Source organism: Amycolatopsis sp. MtRt-6, assembly GCF_017308975.1.
Classification (GTDB): Bacteria; Actinomycetota; Actinomycetes; order Mycobacteriales; family Pseudonocardiaceae; genus Amycolatopsis.
The window spans coordinates 111,721-130,865 of record NZ_JADWPD010000009.1 but is presented as its reverse complement, the minus strand read 5'-3'; the positions used below and the strand labels follow the sequence as shown (position 1 = coordinate 130,865).

Sequence of the window (19,145 nt, the reverse complement as noted above, 5' to 3'; positions counted from 1 at the left end):
GTCAGACCTCCAGGGAGAGCAGGCGCGAGCTGAGCGACTTGCCGTGGGTGTCCAGGTCCAGGGACGTCGTGACGCCGCCGCCGGCCCGGTGGCAGACGAAGTGCAGCGCGCACAGGCCGGGCAGCTCGTGGCGGACGACCTCGCCGGTCACGTGGCCGTCGAGGTGGGCGCGCACCCGCGCCGCGGTGAGCACGCGGACCAGCAGCGGGTAGTCCTCGTCGGCGCGCGGGAACACCGACAGCGTCGCGATGTCGCCCTTGTCCCCCGCGCGGCAGTGCGCCAGGTCATGCAGCAGCATCGGGAGCCTCCAGGAAGGTGACGTCGGGCCGGACGGCTTCGCGCGGGATGAGCGTCGAGGCGATCCCGATCACCTCGGTGACGTGCACGCGCACGCCGCCGCCACCGGCGGGACCGTTGGTGTACAAGGACTCCACTTCGTCGCCGACGCGGTCGAGCAGGTCGCGGTCGTGGCCGATCGCCGCCACCCGCAGCCGGCAGCCGGTCTCGCCGCCGAGCACCTCGGCCCGCACCGGCACGCCGGCCAGCCGGGTGGTGACGACCTCGGCGGCCAGGGCACCGCGGCGAGCGGCATTGGGGCCGACATAGGAAATCTCGGCCTCCACTTTGGACCCGGCGCGGTAGCCGACGCTCACCTTCAGCCGCTCCGGCCGGGGCTTGCCGCGGGCCCCTGACACGCGCACCTCGTCGGGGCCGGTCTCGGCGATCGAGACGTCCCGCACGTCGAGGGTGATGTCGGGCGTCAGGTAGGCGGCCGGGTCGGTGATCTCGTAGAGCAGCTGCTCGCGCACGGTCGCGCGGGACAGCAGCCCGCCGGTGCCGGGCAGCTTCCCGAGCCGCGCGACGCCGTCCGAGCCGACGTCGGCGAACGGGAACCCGAGCGCGGCCAGGTCCGGGACGTCCTGGTGGCCGGGGTCGGCGAAGTAGCCGCCGGTGAGCTGGCCCGCGCACTCCAGGAGGTGCCCGGCGAGGGTGCCCGCGGCGGTCGCGGCCGGGTCGCCGAGGTCCCAGCCCAAGCGGTCCGCGAGCGGGGCGACGAACAGCGACGGGTCGGCGACCCGCCCGGTGATCACCACGTCGGCGGCCAGCGCCGGGAGCAGCGCGTCCGCGCCGAGGTAGGCGTTGGCCGACACGATCTCGCCGAGCTCCCGCAGCGGTTTCCCGGTTTCCCACGCCGGGGCGTCGAGGTCGAGGACGTCGAGCACGTCGTCGCCGGTGACGACGGCGACCCGGCCACCGAGGCCGGCCGCGTCCAGCAGGTCCCGGGTGATCCGGCCCGCGGCGAGCGGGTGGGCGGCACCCATGTTCGTCACGATCCGCACGCCGGCGCGCCGGGCCAGGGGCAGCAGCCGGGAAAACCGGGCGGGCAGGCGGCGCTCGTAGCCCTGCGCCGGGTCGGCCAGCTTGCGCTGCTGGGCGAGGGCGACCGTCCGCTCACCGAGGCACTCCAGGACGAGGTCGGCCAGGTTCCCCCGGCGGAGCAGGTCTTCCGCCGGTTCGATCCGGTCACCGGAGAACCCCGCGCCGCTGCCGATCCTGGTGGTACGCACCCGAGTTTCTCCCTAGAACGAAATGGCGCCGGTCAGCAGCGCCACGACGGTCATCACCAGCGTCGTGCCGAACGCCCACTTGAAGACGAACCGCTGGTGCGCGCCGAGCTCGACGCCGCACATGCCGACGAGGATGAAGGTGGACGCGGTCAGCGGGCTCAGCGGGAAGCCGGTGGTCATCTGGCCGAGGATGGCCGCGGTCCCGATCTCCGCCGGGCTGCCGCCGAGCGCGGCGGACGTCTCCGCGAGCACCGGCAGCACCCCGAAGTAGTAGGCGTCCGGGGTGAACACGAGCGACAGCGGCATGCTCGTGACGGCCACCAGGACGGGCAGCGCGCCGCCCGCGCCGTCCGGGATGATCCCGACGAGCCAGTGCGCCATCGCCTGGATCATGCCGGTGCCGCCGAGGATGCCGGTGAACACGCCCGCGGCGAAGATCATGGTGGTCACCAGCACGACGTTGCTGCCGTGCTTGGCGAACAGCTCCTGCTGCTGCTCCCACTTCGGCCGGTTGACGATCACCGCGACGACGAAGGCGACCACGAACACGACTTCCAGCGGGAACAGCTGCGCGAGCAGCACCCCGACCAGCGCCAGGGTCAGCACGACGTTGAACCAGAACCGGAAGCGGGCCCAGCCGGTGCGCGGTTCCGGCGCGGGCACGACGTCGTCCAGCTCGACGACGCCGAGCCGCCTGCGCTCCGATCGTCCGATGAGGAACGCGGCGAGCAGCACCCACAGGATGCCCGCGACCATGGCGGGGATCGCGGGCACGAAGATGTCCCCCGAACCGAGGTGCAGCGCGGCCATGGCCCGGGCGGTCGGGCCGCCCCACGGGACCAGGTTCATCACGCCGGCGCCGAGGCAGACGACGGCCGCGAGCACGATCCGCCGCATGCCGAGCCGGTCGTAGATCGGCAGCAGGGCCGACACGGTGATCAGGAACGTCGAGGCGCCGTCGCCGTCGAGCGCGACGAGCAGGGTGAGCACGGCGGTGCCGACGGTGATCTTCAGCGGGTCGCCCTTCGCCCACCGCAGCACCCGCGCGACGGCGGGGTCGAACAACCCGGCGTCGATCATCAGGCTGAAGTACAGGACGGCGAAGGTGATCATGATCGCGACCGGCGCGACCTTGACCAGGCCGCCGCCGATCAGGGTGCCGAGCGCGCCGCCGTGCCCGGTGGCCACCGCGACGAGCACCGGCAGCGCGGTCAGCGCGATGAGCACCGAGACCCGGCGGGACAGCACGGCGACCAGGAACAGGGCGATCGTGACGAAGCCACTCGCGGCGAGCATCCTTGACCTCCTTCGAGTGCGCTCACCATCCCGTTCCGGCGTCCCGCCCAGCAAGCATCAATATCCGATACATTCATGCGTCATGCGCATGGACCTGACCGTTCAGCAGCTCCGCGTGGTGCTCGCCGTCCACGACGCGGGCAGCTTCACGGCGGCGGCCGAGGTGCTGGTGCAGGCCCAGTCGTCGCTGTCGAGGACGGTGCTCGAGGTGGAGCGCCGGCTCGGCGTGGCGCTCTTCGAACGCACCACCCGAAGACTCGAACCGACCGCGGAGGGCCGCGAGTTCGTCGCGATCGCCCGGAGCACGGTGGCGGCGTTCGACGCGAACCTGCGGCACTTCGCCGGCTTCCTCGACGGGCAGCGCGGCCGGGTCCGGGTGGCGACCCTCCCGTCGCTGGCGGCGATCCTGCTGCCGTCGATCGTGTCGGTCCACCAGCGCGACCACCCCGGCGTCCGGCTGTCCATAGAGGACGCACTCGCGGCCGAGGTGCTCGAGCGGCTACGGGCGGGCGAGGTCGACCTGGCGGTCACGGTCGTCTCCGGCGAGCCCGTCGACGACCTCGACGTCACGCCGGTGGCCGCCGACCGGTTCTGCTGCGTGTTCCCGCCGGGCCACCCGTTCGAGGCCGCGGCCGAGGTCACCTGGACCGAACTGGCCGCGGAGGCGTTCATCGCCTTCGACCGCACGACGAGCATCCGCCAGCACCTCGACCGCGCGTTCGCCGAGGCGAGCACCCGCCCGCGCAACGCGGTCGAGGCCCGCAACATCAGCGCGGTGGCGGGCCTGGTGGCGGCCGGGCTGGGCGTGTCCGCGGTGCCGGGGCTCGTCCTGCCGCTGATGACGTTCGCCGGCGTACGGCACCGGCCGCTGGGCGACCCGCGGATGGAACGCCGGATCGCGGTGGTCCGCGTCCCCCACCGCCCGCTGGCTCCCGCGGCGACCGCGTTCCGGGAAGCGATCACCCAAGCCAGCCGGTACGGCATCCCGCTTCCGGCGGAGACGAACTGGCTGTGATCCACTTCGAATTATCGTCGATTCTTTCGATTATTCGACGGCTTCGATCGGCAATCTTCCGCAGGTCAGCGGACCACCGGCGGGAGCATTGACGGCGGGTAACAACCATGTTGGAATATGTCCACCAATGGGCATGAGAGGTAACCGTCATGACTTCCCGAGCAACGAAGCTCCGGTCCGTCTTGCTTGCCGCCGCACTGGCTGTCGCCGCGAGCGTGTCCGGGGTCAATCCGGCCGCCGCCGCGCCTCGGCTGAATGCTTCGCAGATCGTCGCCGACATGGGCGCCGGGTGGAATCTGGGGAATCAGCTGGAAGCCAGCATCAATGGTGTGCCGAGTGAAACGGCGTGGGGTCAGCCGACCATCACCCAGGCCCTCGTCGACAAGGTCAAGGCGTCCGGGTTCAAGACCATCCGGATCCCGGTGTCCTACCTCAACCACATCGGCGCCGGCCCGAACTACCAGGTCGACGCCGCCTGGCTGAACCGGATCCAGCAGGTCGTCGACTACGCCTACAAGCGCGGCCTGTACGTGCTGATCAACATGCACGGCGACGGCTACAAGACCGTCAACGGCTCCTGGCTGATCTGCGACTCCGGCGACCAGGCCACCATCAAGGCCAAGTACCAGAAGGTCTGGCAGCAGGTCGCGAGCCGGTTCGCCGGCTACGACCAGCACCTGATCCTGGAGTCGATGAACGAGGAGTTCGACGGGCAGTACGGCACCCCGACCCAGCCGTGCTACTCGAACATCAACGCCTACAACCAGATCTTCGTCGACACCGTGCGCAGGACCGGCGGGAACAACGCTTCGCGGTGGCTGCTCGTCCCCGGCTGGAACACGAATATCGACTACACCACCGGGAACTACGGATTCGTGATGCCGACCGACCAGTTCCGTTCCCCGTCCATTCCCGCCGCCGAAAAACGGCTGATGATTTCCGTCCACTACTACAGCCCGTGGGACTTCGCCGGCGAAGAAAACGGCAACATCACGCAGTGGGGCCGGAACGCCACCAATCCGGCGAAGAAGTCGACCTGGGGACAGGAAGACTACCTCGACGCCCAGCTGAAAGCGGTGCGCGACGTCTTCGTCTCGAAGGGCTACCCGGCCGTCGTCGGGGAATACGGGTCCGTCGACAAGTCCGCGTTCGATTCGGCCAGCAACCGGTACCGGGCCGACTTCGCGCGAGCCGTCGTCTCGACGGCCAAGAAGTACGGCGCCGCCACCGTCTACTGGGACAACGGCCACAACGGGCAGTACGGCCTCGCCCTGTTCGACCGGCGCTCCCTCGCGGTCACCCAGCAGGGCATCGTCGACGCCATCAAGGCCGGCCTCGCCGGCTGACCTCGGCCCCGGGCCGGCCAGCCTGGATCAGGAGCGTAAGTGCGGGCAGGTGCGCCGAGGGGGGAGGAGGCGCACCTGCCCGCGGATGTGACGCTAGCGGACTCTCCGGAGGTTCGCCGATCGAGTGACCGTCAGCCGCAGGTCTTCCCGTTCACCGCGAAGGGCGACGGGGCCGGGTTGCTGCCCGTGTAGCTGCCGTTGAAGCCGATCGAGACCGACTTGCCCGGTGCCACCGCGGCGTTCCACGACAGCGCCTTGGCGGTGACTTCGGCACCGGACTGCGCCCACGTCGCCGACCAACCCTGGGACACCTTCTGGTTCCCCGCGAAGGCGAACTTCAGCGCCCAGTCCGACCACGCCGTGGTTCCGGTGTTGGTCAGCGTGAGGTACGCCGTGAAGCCGCCGGACCAGTTGTACGACGTGTAGGTCACCGAGCAGCCGCCTGAGGAGTCCGGCGACGTCGTGAACTGCGTCGACGCCGAATCCGGGCCGGTCAGGCCCGCGCCGTTGCGGGCCACCACGACCAGGGTGTACGCCGTCGACGGCGTCAGCCCGGTCAAGGTCGCGGACGTCCCGGTGACCGTGGCGAGGACCTTGCGGGTCGAGCCTGTCACGCTCACGACGTCGTAGTTCTTGATCCCGCTCTCCGCGTCCGAGGACGCCGTCCAGGTCACCGTCGCGCCGGTGGCGGACACCGCGGACACGGCGGGCTTGCCGGCCGCGGCCGGGGCGGTCGTGTCCACCCCGGACGGCGACTTCTCCGCCACCCAGTTCGCCAGCCAGGCCAGCGCCGAGTTCCAGTTGACGGCGACCTCGTTCACCGAGTACGCCTGAATGTCGTCGACGAAGCAGCGCTGGGGCGCGCAGCCGGCGAGCAGCCGGGCCGCCGTCGGGTCCTGCAGGCCGCTGTTGGGCCCGCCGGACAGCGACCCGGGCGGCGCGGTCGGCAGCGCCGGGTCCAGCTGGTGCGCCCAGAACCGGTGGTGCACGTTCTGCACGGCCCGGTCACCGTGGCCGGCGACGTAGGAGTAGTTCGCCGGGTTGCGGCCCAGCAGGTAGTCCATGGCCCCGAACGCGCCATCGCGGTACTTGTCCTGCTTGGTGAAGTCGTAGGCCAGGGCCAGCACGACACCGTTGTTGGCCACCAGGCCGTTCGATCCCCACTCGTAGGTGCCGTCGGCCGAGCGGTAGGGCGCGGGGTAGCCCATGCCCGCCATCTGGGCGAGGTGGCTGTCGGCCGTCGTGGTGATCGCCGTCTTGATGGCCGCGACGTCCGCCGCGGGCAGGTCGGTGGGCACCAGCGCGAGGGTGATGTCGCCGAGCGCGCCCGTCGAGCCCCAGTCGAAGCCGTGGGTGTTGAAGCTGACGCCGCGGTAGAGCGACGATCCGGTGACGTCGGCGCGGTAGGCGCTCTTCGCCGTCGTCGCGAACAGCTCCGCGGCCGCCCAGTAGAACTCGTCGGTCACGGTGTTGTCGCCGTAGGCGCCGCCGCCGGTGCCGTCGTTCGGGTCGGCGAGCACGTTCGGGTTGGCCTTCGCCGCCGCGTAGGCCTTCTCGGCCGCCGCGAGCAGCTTCGCCGAGTAAGCCGGGTCGATCGTCTTCCACAGCCGGGACGCCTGCGCGGCGACCGCGGCCATGTTCAGCGTGGCCGCCGTGCTCGGCGGGGAGAGCCGGCGCGGCTGGCTGTCCAGCTCGGGCCGGGTCGGCAGGGCGGTCCACTCCGCGTCGTGGATCTTGTGGTGCACCATGCCCGCCTTCGGCTTGCCGTCGGGCACCTGCATGGAGAGCAGGAAGTCGACCTCCCAGCGGGCCTCGTCGAGGATGTCGGGGACGCCGTTGCCCCGCTCCGGGATGGCGAGCTTCCCGTCGCCCAGCGCGCTCGCGTCGCCCAGCTTCAGCGCGCGCTCGTACTCGTCGAGCAGCTGCCAGGTCGCGATGCCGCCGTTGACGACGTACTTGCCGTGGTCGCCCGCGTCGTACCAGCCGCCGCGGACGTCGAGGGTGTAGCCGCAGTTCAGGTCCGACCGGCAGGGGACGTTGTTGTCACCCTGGTTGGGCGCGACGTTGACGTGTCCCGCCGGCCGCGCGTAGTTCGCCCCGACGTACTGGGCGTCGATCGCGACGCCGCTGCGCTGGTGGTAGAAGAACGCCAGCGCGTCGTAGCGCAGCTTCTTCAGCCCGTCCGCGGAGATGTCGAACGGGAAGCTCGTCTCCGAGCCGACGGCGAGGGTGTACCCGGTGCCCGCGGTGTCGTAGGCGGAAAAGTCGATGTCGTGGACGTTTTCGCCGGAGGGGGCGTCCGCGCCGCGCGGCCGGGTCTGGCCGGTGGCCACCGCGGTGCCGGCGGAGTTGCGCAACGTCCACGTCGCCGGCGTCGCGGAGCTGCTGATCAGGGTGGCGTGCTTGGGCAGGCCGGGTGTGTAACTTTCCTGGTTCACCCGGATGCCGCTCGTCGGCGGCAGGCCGCCGGGCGGGATCACCCCGCCGATCAGCGAGATGTTGTCCAGGCAGACGGTGTTGTCCGCCGCCTGGCCGCCGAACCAGAAGGCCAGCTGGCCGTTGCCGGCGGGCGGGAAGTCCAAAGTGGACGTGAAGGTGACGGTGAAGTGCTGCGTCGCCGGCGTGACCGTCAGGTCCGTGCGGGAGATCTGCCGGTAGGGCGAGACGGCCTCGCCCGCGACGGCGGAGATCTGCTGGGTGGTCGTCGCGTGCGCGTCGAACGTCAGCGTGTACTGCTGCCCCGCCTCGAAGGGGACGCCGTTCTGGCCGGCCAGGGCGTCGTAGCCGTTGGCCGTGCCGCCGGTGACGTCGGTGCAGAACTCCCCGCCGGTGACGCGGCCGGTGGTCCCGGCGCCGGCCCACCAGGGGTCGAGGGTGCCGCCGGCGAACGTGCCGTTGAGCAACCGCTCGTACTCGGCGGCGGACGCGGGAACGGAACCCGCCGTCAGCCCGAGCGCCGTCACCGCCAGTAACACCAAAGCAGCCCGGAATTTCCTTGCCCGCATTCGCCATCTCCTCGTCGTCGAGCCCGGCGGAAGTTTTCGGGGGTTCCGGGTGGCAGAGCCCCCGGCCCGGGGCGGAGCCCCGGATGACACAGCAGTGGGAGCGCTCCCAGACAAGGGACTGTAATCATGCGCGCGTGCCTTTGGCAATGATCGCGAAAGGAGGCTGGACGCGGTACCTGCCTTCGTCTATACATACGTGGGCCACCGGGTCGGTGCCGTCGAAATTTTCGGAAAGTTTCACAGCGTCCGGTGCCCGCGAAACTGTTAACGCTAACTCTCGGTCCGCCCGTCCGGAAAGGGGCGACGATGCCCGCTCGAACCCGTTCACGGATCCTGCACTTGTTCACCGCGGCGGCCGCCGCGCTGGCGCTGTCCGCCGCGGTGCCGCCGGCCGCCGTCGCCGCGCCCGGCAGCCCGGCGGTGACCCCGCCGCTGGGCTGGAACAGCTGGAACAGCTTCGGCTGCAACGTCAGCGAAAGCACCATCCGCCAAGCGGCCGACGCGATGGTCTCCTCCGGCATGCGCGACGCGGGCTACCAGTACGTCGTCGTCGACGACTGCTGGTTCGACCCGCAGCGCGACGCCCAGGGCAATCTGCGCGCCAACGCCACGAAGTTCCCCGGCGGCATGAAGGCCCTCGGCGACTACATCCACGCCCGCGGCCTGAAGTTCGGCATCTACCAGGTGCCGACCGACCGCACGTGCGCCCAGCGCACCGGCACCTACCCCGGTTCCACCGGCAGCCAGGGCCACGAGGTCCAGGACGCCCGCACGTTCGCCTCGTGGGGCGTCGACTACCTCAAGTACGACTGGTGCTCCCCCGCCGGCACCCGCGACGAGCAGGTCAGCCGCTTCGCCCTGATGCGCGACGCGCTGCGGGCCACCGGGCGGCCCATCGTCTACAGCATCAACCCCAACAGCTACCACGCCATCACCGGCGACAAGTACAACTGGGGGCAGGTCGCGGACCTGTGGCGCACCACCGAAGACCTGCTCGACATCTGGCAGAACGGCAACACGAACAGCTACCCCATGGGTGTCGGCAACGTCCTCGACGTCACCGCCCCGCTGGCCGCGCAGGCCGGTCCCGGGCACTGGAACGACCCGGACATGCTCGTCGTCGGCCGCCCCGGCCTGTCGCTGACCGAGTCCCGCGCGCACTTCGCCCTCTGGGCGCTGATGGCGGCGCCGCTCATGGCGGGCAACGACATCCGCACGATGTCCGCGGACATCAGCGCGGTCCTGCGCAACCCGCGGCTGCTGGCGGTCAACCAGGACAGCCTCGGCGCCGGTGGCCGCCGGGTCCGCGACGACGGCAACGTCGAGGTCTTCGCCAAGCCGCTGTCCGACGGGTCCGTCGCCGTCGGGCTGCTCAACCGCGGCAGCGGCACGACGACCATCAGCACGACCGCGGCGCAGATCGGGCTCAACGGGACGTCGTTCACCCTGACCGACCTGTGGACCGGCGGCACGTCGGCGTCCGGCGGCGCGATCAGCGCGAGCGTGCCCGCTCACGGCGTCGCCGCGTTCCGGGTGTCCGGCGGCACCCCGCAGGCCGCGACGACGTCCCGGCTGCGCGACGCCGGTTCGGGCCGCTGCCTCGACGTCGACAACGCCTCCACAGCCTCCGGGGCGGGTGTCCTGATCTGGGACTGCCAGACCTCGGCCAACCAGCTCTGGACCAGCTGGGAGAACGGCGAGATCCGCGTCTTCGGCGACAAGTGCCTCGACGGCACCACCAGCGGCGCCCGCGTCTACAGCCGGTCGTGCACCGGGCAGAGCAACCAGAAGTGGACGCTCGGCACGGACGGCACGGTCCGCAATGTCCAATCAGGACTGTGCCTCGACGTCGAAGGCGCCGCGACGGCCAACGGCACCCGGGCGATCCTGTGGACCTGCAACGGCCAGGCGAACCAGAGGTGGAGCCGCGTCTGACAGCAAGCGCCCCAATGTGGCCTTGGTTGCGTCTGACGCACCGAAGGCCACATTGGGTGCGTTGAACGCACCGAAGGCCACATTGGGGCGCACTGGCCTCACCTGACCGAGGGACACGGGGACGGTAACGCCGGCGGGGTAACGGAGCGATAACGGGATACGGACCGTCCGACAGCAGGAGAACCTTCCCGTGGAAACACCGTGCCGAGGCCCCATCGACGTCACCCGGGTCGCCGGGTTCGACACCGGCACCGCCGACCCCGACGACCTTCGCCGCGCCGTCACCGCGTCGCCCGGCTTCGCCCGCGCCGCCGGTGCACAGCAGGCAGCCGTGCTGGACATCGTGCTGCGGGTGGGCACCACGCCCGTCCCGGAGCCGAGACGCCGCCGCGGGGTCGTCGGGAGACTGCTCGGCCGCCGGTGAGTACGGCGAAAGCCGCGACCGGAGAAGTTCGGTCGCGGCTTTCGCCATGAGCCGGGCGGGGCCGGCGCGGGGACTCAGTGGCCCTGGCTCGTGCCGCCGTCGGCGATGCCGCCCGATGCGCAGTTGTACGGGGACTCGCCGCTCGCCTCGTGCTCGCCCGGCGAGAGGATCGGCACGCCGATGCCGTTGAGCGAGTCGTGGATCGGCACCTGGACACCGAGCACGTTGACGTTGTTTTCGCAGAACCCCAGCGTGCCCTGCACGTTGTGCAGCACGTCGGTGTTGTTCAGGTTCGCCAGACCGACCTGGCCGGTGTGGTCCCAGCCGTGGTCTTCGTCCGGCGTTCCCGCGGCCGCGATCCCGCCGGTGACGAACGCACCGGCCGCCATCGCGGCCGCGACGAAGCCGATTTTCTTCAGCATGAATTCTCCTCGATAAGACAATTGCCGATGCGGCATTCAGGACATTGTTCCGCCCCGGTGACAAAAACGTACTGACGGCCCGGCGCGCGTTCCAGCCGGTTCACCGATCGTGTGGGGTGCGCGAACCCCTGACCGGGGCCGGGATAGCTCGACCGGGTGAGCCGCCCGGAACGGCGTGAGGGCCGCGCCGGTGATCATCGAACCCGTTACTACACAACGTGTTCCATGTATTGAGACACTGCGACACGTCACGCTTTGGAGTTGCTTGGGTCGGCCGGATCAGTGTCGGAGCGTAACGAATTTCCGAACGGCATCCTTCGAAAGTGAAGTCACTTCCGCGTTCCTACGCTTTGCCGGGGCGCCGGTGCGCGGTGCGGGACGTGAGGAGTCGTTCGTGGTGGATTACGCGGTGCTCGTGGCGTCCGCGGTGCTCTACGCGGTGGGGATCGTCGCGCAGAGCGTCGCCGCGCGGCGGGCGGGGAACCGGCCGGGCGCGGGACTGGGCCTGCTGGCCCGGCTGGCCGCCGATCGCCTGTACCTGCTGGGTTTCGCCGGTCAGGTGGGCGGGTTCGCGCTCGCGTTCTTCGCACGGGCTTCCCTGCCGCTGTACCTGGTCCAGGCCGCGTCTTCGTCGGCCATCGGGCTGGCGACGGCGTTCGGGGTCGTCGTCCTCGGCTGGCGGATCCGCACCGGGGAGGTGCTGACGCTGCTGCTGCTGGCTTCCGGCCTCGTCGTGCTGGCGGGCTCGTCGTCGGCCTCGATCGCCACGGACCTGCCGCCCGCCGGGGTCGCCGTGCTGGCGGCCGTCGTGCTCGGCACGGGACTGGCCATGATCCCCGCGGGCCGGGCGGGGACGTTCCTGCCGGCCGCGATCCTGTCCGGCGTCGCGTTCGCCGTCGTGGCCGTCGCCAGCCGCACCCTCGCCCACCTCGATCTCCTTGCCCTGCCGGGGAAGCCGCTGACCTGGCTGATGCTGGTGGCCGCGGTGCTCGGCCAGGCCTCGATGGCGGCCGCCCTCCAGCGCGGGCCGGCCGCCGCCGTCGTGGCCACCGCCGACGCGACGACGATCGTGCTGGCGTCGGTCACCGGGATCGCCGCCCTCGGCGACCACGTCGTCGGCGGGCAGGGGCCGTGGGTCGCCGCCGGGCTCGCCGTCGTCGTGTGCGGTGTCCTGCTGCTCGGCGTGCAGTCGCGCGCCGCGACGCCCGTCCTGGCCGGGGAAGCCGCGTGAGGCCGCTGGCGAGCGTCTCGGTCGACCTCGACAACCTGTGGGCCTACCTCAAGACCCACGGCGATCCCGGCTGGCGGGACCGGCCCAGTTTCCTGCCGTCCGCGGTGCCACGGCTGCTGGAGATCCTCGGCGCGCAGGGGCTCACGACGACCGTCTTCGTCGTGGGCGCCGACGTCGTCCGCGAGGACGGCGCCAAGGCGGTCGCCGAGATCGCCGCGGCCGGGCACGAGGTGGCGAACCACTCCTTCGGCCACGAACCCTGGCTGCACCGCTATTCCCGCGACCGGCTCGAGGCCGAGCTGAGCCGCACCGAGGACGCGATCGCCGCCGCGGGCGCGCCCCGGCCGAACGGCTTCCGCGGCCCCGGCTACAGCGTCACGCGCGACCTGGTCGAACTGCTCGCCGAACGCGGTTACGCCTACGACGCCAGCACGCTGCCGACGTGGATCGGCCCGCTGGCCCGCGCCTACCACAACCGCACGGCGAAGACGTCCGAAGAAGGCGCCGACGAGCTGTTCGGCGGTTTCTCCCGGGTGCTGGCACCGGTGCACGCCTACCGCTGGCAGACCGGCGCGGGCCGCGGGCCGGTCGAGCTGCCGGTGACGACGATGCCGCTGCTGCGCACGCCGATCCACGGCTCCTACCTGCTGCAGCTGCACGGAATCTCGCCGCGGCTGGCCCGCGGGTACTTCCGGACGGCGCTGCGGCTCTGCCTCCTCCGCGGGGTTTCGCCGTCGCTGCTGCTGCACCCGACCGACGTCCTCGGCGCCACCGACGCCCCCGGGATGGAGTTCTTCCCCGGCATGGCGGTGCCGGGCGCGGAGAAGGTGGCCTGGCTCGGCTGGGTGCTTTCCGCGCTGCGCGAGCACTTCGACGTCGTCGGCACCGGGGAGTACGTCCGCCGGACGATCGTGCGGCGCACCCGGCCGGTGACCACATTGGACGCCGGAAGATGACGACGTTCGCGGTGGTCAGGCCCAGTACTCGCGAGGAGACCCTGCTGCGGGTCCTCGCGTGCGCGACCGTCGCGTGCGCGCCGGTCGAGGGCTACCTGACGGCCGTGCAGAGCCAGCTCGGCAAGCTCGCGCCCGCCCTGCTCACCGTGGTGTGGCTCGTCGTGCGGATCCGCCGGCGGCAGGCGCCGCGCCCGACGCCGCTGCACGCCGTCCTCGCGCTCCTCGCCGTCGTGCTGGCGGCGACCGCGTCCCGGCACGCCGCGGGCGAGTTCACCGCCGAGTACACGCTGCGCTGGCTGCCGTTCCTGGTGGTCGCCGCGGTGCTCGCGGACGTCGCGAGCCGCGAGGTCCCGATCCGGTGGCTGCTGCTGGCGGCGGCCGCCGGGGCCACCGTCGCCGGCGCGGGCGCGCTCTACAGCCTGGTCGCCGAGGGCGAAGCCCGCGCGAGCGGCCCGCAGCCGGACCCGAACGACCTGGCGTACTTCCTCGTCGCCGCCGTCCCGCTGCTCGCCGCGCTGCACCGCCGGGGCCGGGGGTTCCTCCTGACGGCCGCGGGCATCGTCCTGGTGGCCGGCGCGACGGCGACGTTCTCCCGCGGCGGCGCGCTGGGCCTGGCCGCCGCGGTCGGCTGGCTGCTGCTGCGCCGCGTGGTGCCGTGGCGGGTGGTCGCCGCCGGGGCCGCGGCGGTCGCCGGGCTGGGCGTGGCCGCCCTGCTGTTCGCCGGGCCGCAGCTGGACCGGGCGCTGCAGGAGAAAACCTTCATCGCGGCGTCCAATGTGGACACCCGCGAGCTGCGCTGGCAGGCGGCGGCCCGGATGCTGACCGCCCACCCGGTGCTCGGCGTCGGTCCCGGCGGCTTCCGCGAGCACTACGCCGCCGAGTCGCACAACGCCGAGGTCGACGAGCAGACGCCGGTGGCGCACAACATGTACCTCGAGGTCGCGGCGGAACTGGGCCTGCCCGGGTTCGCGCTGTTCGCGGGGGTGGTCGGCGTCGCCGCGGTGGCGAGCGAGCGGACGGTCCGGCGGGCCGGGCCCGGGCCGCGGCGGACGGAGGCGGTCGCGATCCAGGCGTCACTGCTCGCCGTGCTGGTCACTTCGACGTTCCTGTCCGAGCAGTACTACCTGCCGTTGTGGTCGCTGGCCGCGCTCGCCGTCGCGGCCGAAACCCGGAGTTGCCGAGAAAGTGAGGGAAGTGCCGATGCGGGTGCTGCACGTGATCAGTGAGATGGGGGCGGGCGGGGCGGAAACGCTCGTGGCCGGCATGGTGGCCCGCGGCGAGGAGTACGGCTGGGTGTCCGCGGTCGCCAGCGGCGGCGGCTTCCGCGCCGACGCGCTGGCCGCGGACGGCACGCCGACGTTCCCCGTGCCGCTCGCCCGCCGCAGCAAGGCGGGCGTACTGAAGGCGGCGTGGGCGACCCGCCGCGCGATCGCCCGGTTCCGGCCCGACGTCGTGCTGGCCCACAACGTCGGCGCGAGCCTGGTGACGCGGCTCGCCGGACGGCGGCCGATCACCGTGTTCCACGGCGTCGCGGAGGCGGATTACCCGGCCGCGGCCCGGTTCCTGCGCCACACGTCCGCCCAGGTCGTCGCGGTCTCGGCGGCCACCGCCGACCGGCTGACGGCGGCGGGGCTGGAGCGGCCGGTGGTGATCCCCAACGCCGTGTTCCCGCGGCCCCCGGTGTTCGGCCGCGCGGAGATCCGCGCGTCCCTCGGCGTCCCGGAGCGGACGCCGGTGGCGCTGTGCCTGGCCCGGCTCGAACCGCAGAAGCGCCACGACGTGCTGCTGGACGCCTGGGCCGCGGTGGACGGCGACGCCGTGCTGTGGCTGGCCGGCGACGGCAGCCTGCGGGGTGAGCTGGAGCGCCGCGCGCAGGCGCTGGGCCGCCGGGTGGAGTTCCTCGGGACCCGCGCGGACGTCCCGGACCTGCTCGCCGCGGCCGACGTCACGGTGCTGACGAGTGACTGGGAAGGCCTGCCGCTGGCGGTCCTGGAGTCGATGGCGGCGGGGCGGCCGGTGGTCGCGACGGACGCCGGCGGGATCGGCGCGGTGCTGGCCGGCGGCGGCGGGATCGTGGTGCCGCGCGCCGACCCGGCCGCGACGGCCGCGGCACTGAACACGCTGCTGTTCAACCCCGTGGAACGGGAAACCGTTGGCCGGTCGGCACTTCAGGCCGTCGAACGCGACTACGACCCGCACACGCTCATGAAGTCCTACGACGAGTTGCTCCGAGGTGCCCGATGAAGTCCGTTGTCTCGAGCGTCGGCGTGGCGCTGCTGGTAGGCGCGCTGGTCCTGGTCGCCGGCTTGACGCGCGGCGCGGAGTACCAGGGCCGGGTGAGCCTGCTCGCCACTCCCGCCGCGGCGGACGGCGCGCCGTACGGCGAGGTCGTGTCGCTGGCGTTGCCGGCGCTGGTCGAGCTGGCCCGCAGCCCGTCGGTGCTGTCGGCGGCGGCCCCGGTGTCCGGGTATACGCCCGACGAGCTGGCCGGGCACGTGTCGGTCGAGCTGGTCCCGGCCTCGGGTCTGGCGCGGGTGTCGGTGCGCGCGGCCTCGGCAGCGCAGGCCGGCGCGACGGCGACGGCACTGGGCAAGGCGATGATCGACGCGGACCTGCTGGCCCCGGCCGGGAAGCTGCGGACGCTCGACAGCAGGCCCGAGGTGATCACGGTGGCACCGGACGTCCCGCTGGTGACGGGGCTGGCCCTGGTGGGCGCGATCGCGGCGGGACTGGCAACGGCGGCCGTACGCAGGCTGACACCGGGCGGCGCGGGCCCCCTGCGCCGCGCACTGGCCGCGGCAGGCGTGCATCGGCCGGTGGCGGTGCTGCGGGAGAAGGACCCGTCGACGCCGGACCGGCTGGCGGTGTTGTGCCGCGCGGCCGCGCGGCCGGTGCGGGTCCTGGCGGTGACGCCGGACCTGACCGAGACGGCGGCGAAGCTGGCGGCGGGCTTGCCGGAGGAGCGCGGAACGGGCGCCTCGGTGGTGGCGGTGACCGCGGCGGGCCGGAGCCGGCAGGAGCTGACCGCGACGGTGAGTGTGCTCCCGGCGGACGCGGTGCTGGTGGCGGTGGTGCTGGCATGACCTCGAGACAAGACACCGCCCCCGCTGCCACCAACTCCGGCAGCACGCACCCGAAACACCGCGCCGACTCCAGGCGGCCCGCCTTCCTCGCCCGCGACCCCAGCCTGTCCCCGAAGCAGCGGCTCGTCCTCCTCCTCGCGACCCTCGCCGGTGCCGCGAGTGCGTGGCACGCCCTCAAGCCCTCCTGGCAGGTCCCGCTCCCGACCCCCGCCGTCCTCGGCGAAGAGCGGCTGCAGGACTTCCGCGATGCCCTCTACTTCCCCATCCGCGAATTCCTCCACGGCGGCAACCCCTACGACCCCGCGGCGATGTTCGCGCACTGGCCCGTCCGCCAGGACTTCAACCTCTACCAGCCCTACCACCTCCTGCTGCACGCGCCGTTCGCGCTGCCCGGCTACCGCGTCGGCGCCGTCTCGTTCACCCTCTTCTCGCTCCTGCTGCTCGTCGCGCTCGCCGCGTTGACCGCGCACGCCGTCCGGCGGTACCTCCCGGTTCCGTTCGTCGTCGGCACCGCCGTCGTCGCGGCCCTGCTGGTGACCAGCCAGGTCGGGAAGGCCCAGCTCTACGTCGGCCAGGTCAACCCGCTGATCGCCCTCGGCGCGGCCGGCGCCCTGCTCGCCCGGCGCGACCGGCCCGGCTGGGCGGCCGTCGCGCTCGCGCTCGCGTGGCTGAAACCCCAGTACGGCTTCCCGCTGGCCGTCCTGCTGTTCGCCCGCGGCTCGCGGCGGGTCGCCCTCACCGGCACGGCGATCGCCGCGGCGGCCAGCCTGCCCGTCGTCGTGCTCCTCGTCGTGCGCGGTGGCGGCATCGGGCCCTTCCTCGACGTCATCGTCGCGAACCTCACCCACGCCCGCGGCACCACCTACGGCGCGGTGGATTCCGTGACGTCGCAACGCATCGACGTCGCCGCGGTGCTGTTCCGCGTCACCGGCTGGGTGCCTGCCGGCATCGAACTGGCCGTCCTGGCCGGCGTGCTCGTCAGCAGCGCGCTGCTCGTCCGGAGGACGACGGAACCGGTCGCCGACCTGCTGACCGTGCTCGCCGTCGTGGTCTGCGTGGTGCACCAGCCCGGCGACGTGCTCATCGCCGTGCCGGCGATGGGCGCGGTGGCCGCGCTGTGGTGGCGGCGCCGGGGCGAGGCGGGGTGGACCGCGGCCGGTCTCGCGGTTCTCGCGCTCGCCGTCCCGTTCGCCCATCTGTACACAGTGGACTTGCTGTTCGACCCGCGGACGTCGGTCACCGTCGACGGTGCCGCGGTGGTCGTCGCGTGGGGGCTCGCCGTGGTCGCCGCGAGGCGGATCTCGTGACGACCGCGCTCGGGACCCGCGCGGTCCGCGGCTCGCTGTGGCTGGGCGTGGTCAACCTCGTCAGCAAGAGCAGCCAGATGCTGGTGACGCTGGTGCTGGCCGCCCTGCTGACCGAGGGCCAGCTCGGCGCCGTGGCGCTGGCCGTCGCGCTGGTGAACCTCGGCCAGGTCGTCCAGTCGATCGGCGTCTACGACGTCATCGGCCGCACCGAACGCGACCCGCGCCGGACGGCGGGCACGGTGCTCACGCTGAGCGTCGGCGCCGGGATCGTCCTGGCGGTCGCGCTGGTGGCGGCGGCCGGCCCGATCACGGCGCTGCTCGGCACCCCGGACGCCGCCGGGCTGGTCCGGCTGGCGGCGCTCGGCCTGCCGTTTTCCGCCGCGGGCGGCGTCCAGATGGGGCTGATGCACCGCGAGCTGGACTTCCGGCGCCGGCTGCTGCCCGACGGCGGCAGCGCGATGCTGGGCGCGGCGCTGACGGTCGTGCTCGCCGCGTGCGGCGCCGGCCCGGTGTCACTGGTGCTCGGCCTGCTGGCCACGGCGGTGTCGCAGCCGCTGCTGGGAGCGCTGGCCGGCGGCGGGGTCCAGCCGTGCTGGGACACCGCGGCGGCGAGGGAAGTGCTGGGCTGGGTGGCCGTGGTGGGCCCGGCGGCGGTCGTGGGCGCGCTGCTGGTCAACGTCGACTACTTCGCGGTGGGCCACGTGCTCGGCCCGGACGCGGTCGGCGTCTACTCGCTGGCGTACCGGCTCGCCTGGGTGCCGTACATCATGGTGGCGGTCGTGCTCGGCGCGGTGGCGTTCCCGGTGTTCACGCGGTTGCGACGCGAGGGCGCACCGCTCGGCGGGGCGGTCACCCGGTTCACCCGCGCGGTCCTCGTGGTGACGGGCGGGCTGTACCTGGCGCTCGCGGTCCTGGCGGACCACGTCGTGCTGCTGGGCGCGCGGTGGGCGGGCGCGGCCGGGCCGCTGGTGCTGCTGTCCGGCTACGGCGTGGGGATCTGCCTGCTGCAGATCTGGTACCAGGCGGTGAAGGCGACCGGCCACGTCCGAAGGTATCTGGCGCTGGAGACGACGCACCTGGCGCTGCTCGCGGCGGGGTTGGCGGTGTCGGCCCACGCGGGAATCGACGCGGTCGCGGTCGCGCAGTGCGCGGCGGCGTGGCTGGTGGTGCCGGTGGCGTGGCGGGTGCTGGCCGGGCTCGGGGTGGCGCCGCCGGTGCCGGAGCTGGGCGGGATGGTGGTTCGCGTCGCGCTGGCGTGCGTGGCGGGCGCGGCGCCCGCGGTGGTGCTGGGCCGGTGGTTCGGGGCGACGCTGCCGGGGATGCTCGCCGAGGCGGCGGTTCTGGTCGCCGGCTACGCCGGGGCGACGGTCCTGCTGCAGCGGACCGCGCTCGGCGAACTGCGCCGGGGAGGTCTCCGGTGAAGCCCGTCGTTCGCCCCGGCGCCGAGGCTCTCGCCGCACCGCGCCGAGCAGCCTTCCGGCGCATCCCTCGGGCCGCCGGCGCCTCCGCCGCACCGCGCCGAGCGGCCCTCCCACACATCCCCCAACCCGCAACCAC

The 19,145-nt window shown here is 72.6% G+C and carries 16 protein-coding genes; 11 read left to right on the top strand and 5 right to left on the bottom strand.

Annotation, left to right across the window (positions count from 1 at the left end; genetic code table 11):
- Position 1: 1 nt before the first annotated feature.
- Genes I4Q55_RS17580 through I4Q55_RS17570 form a run of 3 tightly spaced genes read right to left on the bottom strand, consistent with a single transcriptional unit; the run spans position 2 to position 2,864 of the window.
- Positions 2 to 298 carry a hypothetical protein gene (locus tag I4Q55_RS17580; RefSeq protein ID WP_206789035.1) on the bottom strand — a complete coding sequence of 99 codons (297 nt, stop codon included), beginning with the start codon at positions 296 to 298 and terminating at the stop codon, positions 2 to 4.
- Positions 285 to 1,568 carry an acyclic terpene utilization AtuA family protein gene (locus I4Q55_RS17575; protein WP_206789033.1) on the bottom strand — a complete coding sequence of 428 codons (1,284 nt, stop codon included), beginning with the start codon at positions 1,566 to 1,568 and terminating at the stop codon, positions 285 to 287. The genes I4Q55_RS17580 and I4Q55_RS17575 overlap by 14 nt, the downstream gene beginning before the upstream one ends.
- A 12-nt stretch (positions 1,569 to 1,580) precedes the next feature.
- Positions 1,581 to 2,864 (bottom strand): CitMHS family transporter, encoded by a 1,284-nt coding sequence (locus tag I4Q55_RS17570; protein ID WP_206789031.1) that lies wholly within the window; start codon positions 2,862 to 2,864, stop codon positions 1,581 to 1,583.
- An 82-nt stretch (positions 2,865 to 2,946) separates the two neighbouring features.
- Between I4Q55_RS17570 and I4Q55_RS17565 the strand changes: the two genes are divergently transcribed.
- Together I4Q55_RS17565 and I4Q55_RS17560 are read left to right on the top strand one after the other, a co-directional pair.
- A complete protein-coding gene (locus I4Q55_RS17565; protein ID WP_206789029.1) occupies positions 2,947 to 3,879 on the top strand; it encodes a LysR family transcriptional regulator in 933 nt (310 codons plus the stop codon).
- Positions 3,880 to 4,208: 329 nt separating this feature from the next.
- The gene (locus tag I4Q55_RS17560; RefSeq protein WP_307793238.1) at positions 4,209 to 5,225 is read left to right on the top strand and encodes a glycoside hydrolase family 5 protein; all 1,017 of its coding nucleotides are present in this window, start codon (positions 4,209 to 4,211) and stop codon (positions 5,223 to 5,225) included.
- A gap of 131 nt (positions 5,226 to 5,356) precedes the next feature.
- Here I4Q55_RS17560 and I4Q55_RS17555 read toward each other — a convergent pair whose 3' ends face one another.
- Positions 5,357 to 8,230, bottom strand: coding sequence for a glycoside hydrolase family 9 protein (locus I4Q55_RS17555; RefSeq protein ID WP_206789026.1), 2,874 nt, complete (start codon positions 8,228 to 8,230; stop codon positions 5,357 to 5,359).
- Positions 8,231 to 8,536: 306 nt separating this feature from the next.
- Between I4Q55_RS17555 and I4Q55_RS17550 the strand changes: the two genes are divergently transcribed.
- Positions 8,537 to 10,165 (top strand): ricin-type beta-trefoil lectin domain protein, encoded by a 1,629-nt coding sequence (locus I4Q55_RS17550; RefSeq protein WP_206789025.1) that lies wholly within the window; start codon positions 8,537 to 8,539, stop codon positions 10,163 to 10,165.
- A gap of 190 nt (positions 10,166 to 10,355) precedes the next feature.
- The gene (locus tag I4Q55_RS17545; protein WP_206789024.1) at positions 10,356 to 10,589 is read left to right on the top strand and encodes a hypothetical protein; all 234 of its coding nucleotides are present in this window, start codon (positions 10,356 to 10,358) and stop codon (positions 10,587 to 10,589) included.
- Positions 10,590 to 10,663: 74 nt separating this feature from the next.
- Here the strand turns inward: I4Q55_RS17545 and I4Q55_RS17540 are convergent, their stop codons facing one another.
- Positions 10,664 to 11,011, bottom strand: a complete 348-nt coding sequence (locus tag I4Q55_RS17540) for a hypothetical protein (protein WP_206789023.1) — start codon at positions 11,009 to 11,011, stop codon at positions 10,664 to 10,666.
- Between the two features lie 394 nt (positions 11,012 to 11,405).
- Here I4Q55_RS17540 and I4Q55_RS17535 point away from each other — a divergent pair, with 394 nt between their 5' ends.
- From I4Q55_RS17535 to I4Q55_RS17505, 7 genes are read left to right on the top strand one after another with little or no spacing between them, the layout of a single operon-like run.
- Positions 11,406 to 12,242, top strand: a complete 837-nt coding sequence (locus I4Q55_RS17535) for a hypothetical protein (RefSeq protein ID WP_206789022.1) — start codon at positions 11,406 to 11,408, stop codon at positions 12,240 to 12,242.
- Positions 12,239 to 13,198: a polysaccharide deacetylase family protein gene (locus tag I4Q55_RS17530; protein WP_206789021.1), complete on the top strand. Its 960-nt coding sequence runs from the start codon at positions 12,239 to 12,241 to the stop codon at positions 13,196 to 13,198. The genes I4Q55_RS17535 and I4Q55_RS17530 overlap by 4 nt, the downstream gene beginning before the upstream one ends.
- On the top strand, positions 13,195 to 14,424 hold the full coding sequence (locus I4Q55_RS17525) for an O-antigen ligase (protein ID WP_206789020.1): 1,230 nt from the start codon (positions 13,195 to 13,197) through the stop codon (positions 14,422 to 14,424). The genes I4Q55_RS17530 and I4Q55_RS17525 overlap by 4 nt, the downstream gene beginning before the upstream one ends.
- A complete protein-coding gene (locus I4Q55_RS17520; RefSeq protein WP_242546188.1) occupies positions 14,399 to 15,442 on the top strand; it encodes a glycosyltransferase in 1,044 nt (347 codons plus the stop codon). The genes I4Q55_RS17525 and I4Q55_RS17520 overlap by 26 nt, the downstream gene beginning before the upstream one ends.
- Positions 15,439 to 16,281 carry a hypothetical protein gene (locus I4Q55_RS17515; RefSeq protein WP_206789019.1) on the top strand — a complete coding sequence of 281 codons (843 nt, stop codon included), beginning with the start codon at positions 15,439 to 15,441 and terminating at the stop codon, positions 16,279 to 16,281. The genes I4Q55_RS17520 and I4Q55_RS17515 overlap by 4 nt, the downstream gene beginning before the upstream one ends.
- Entirely contained in the window at positions 16,278 to 17,588 is a 1,311-nt protein-coding gene (locus I4Q55_RS17510; protein WP_242546187.1) for a glycosyltransferase 87 family protein, read from the top strand. The genes I4Q55_RS17515 and I4Q55_RS17510 overlap by 4 nt, the downstream gene beginning before the upstream one ends.
- Positions 17,585 to 19,009 (top strand): oligosaccharide flippase family protein, encoded by a 1,425-nt coding sequence (locus I4Q55_RS17505; protein WP_307793237.1) that lies wholly within the window; start codon positions 17,585 to 17,587, stop codon positions 19,007 to 19,009. Before I4Q55_RS17510 ends, I4Q55_RS17505 begins: the two co-directional genes overlap by 4 nt.
- Positions 19,010 to 19,145 lie beyond the last annotated feature (136 nt).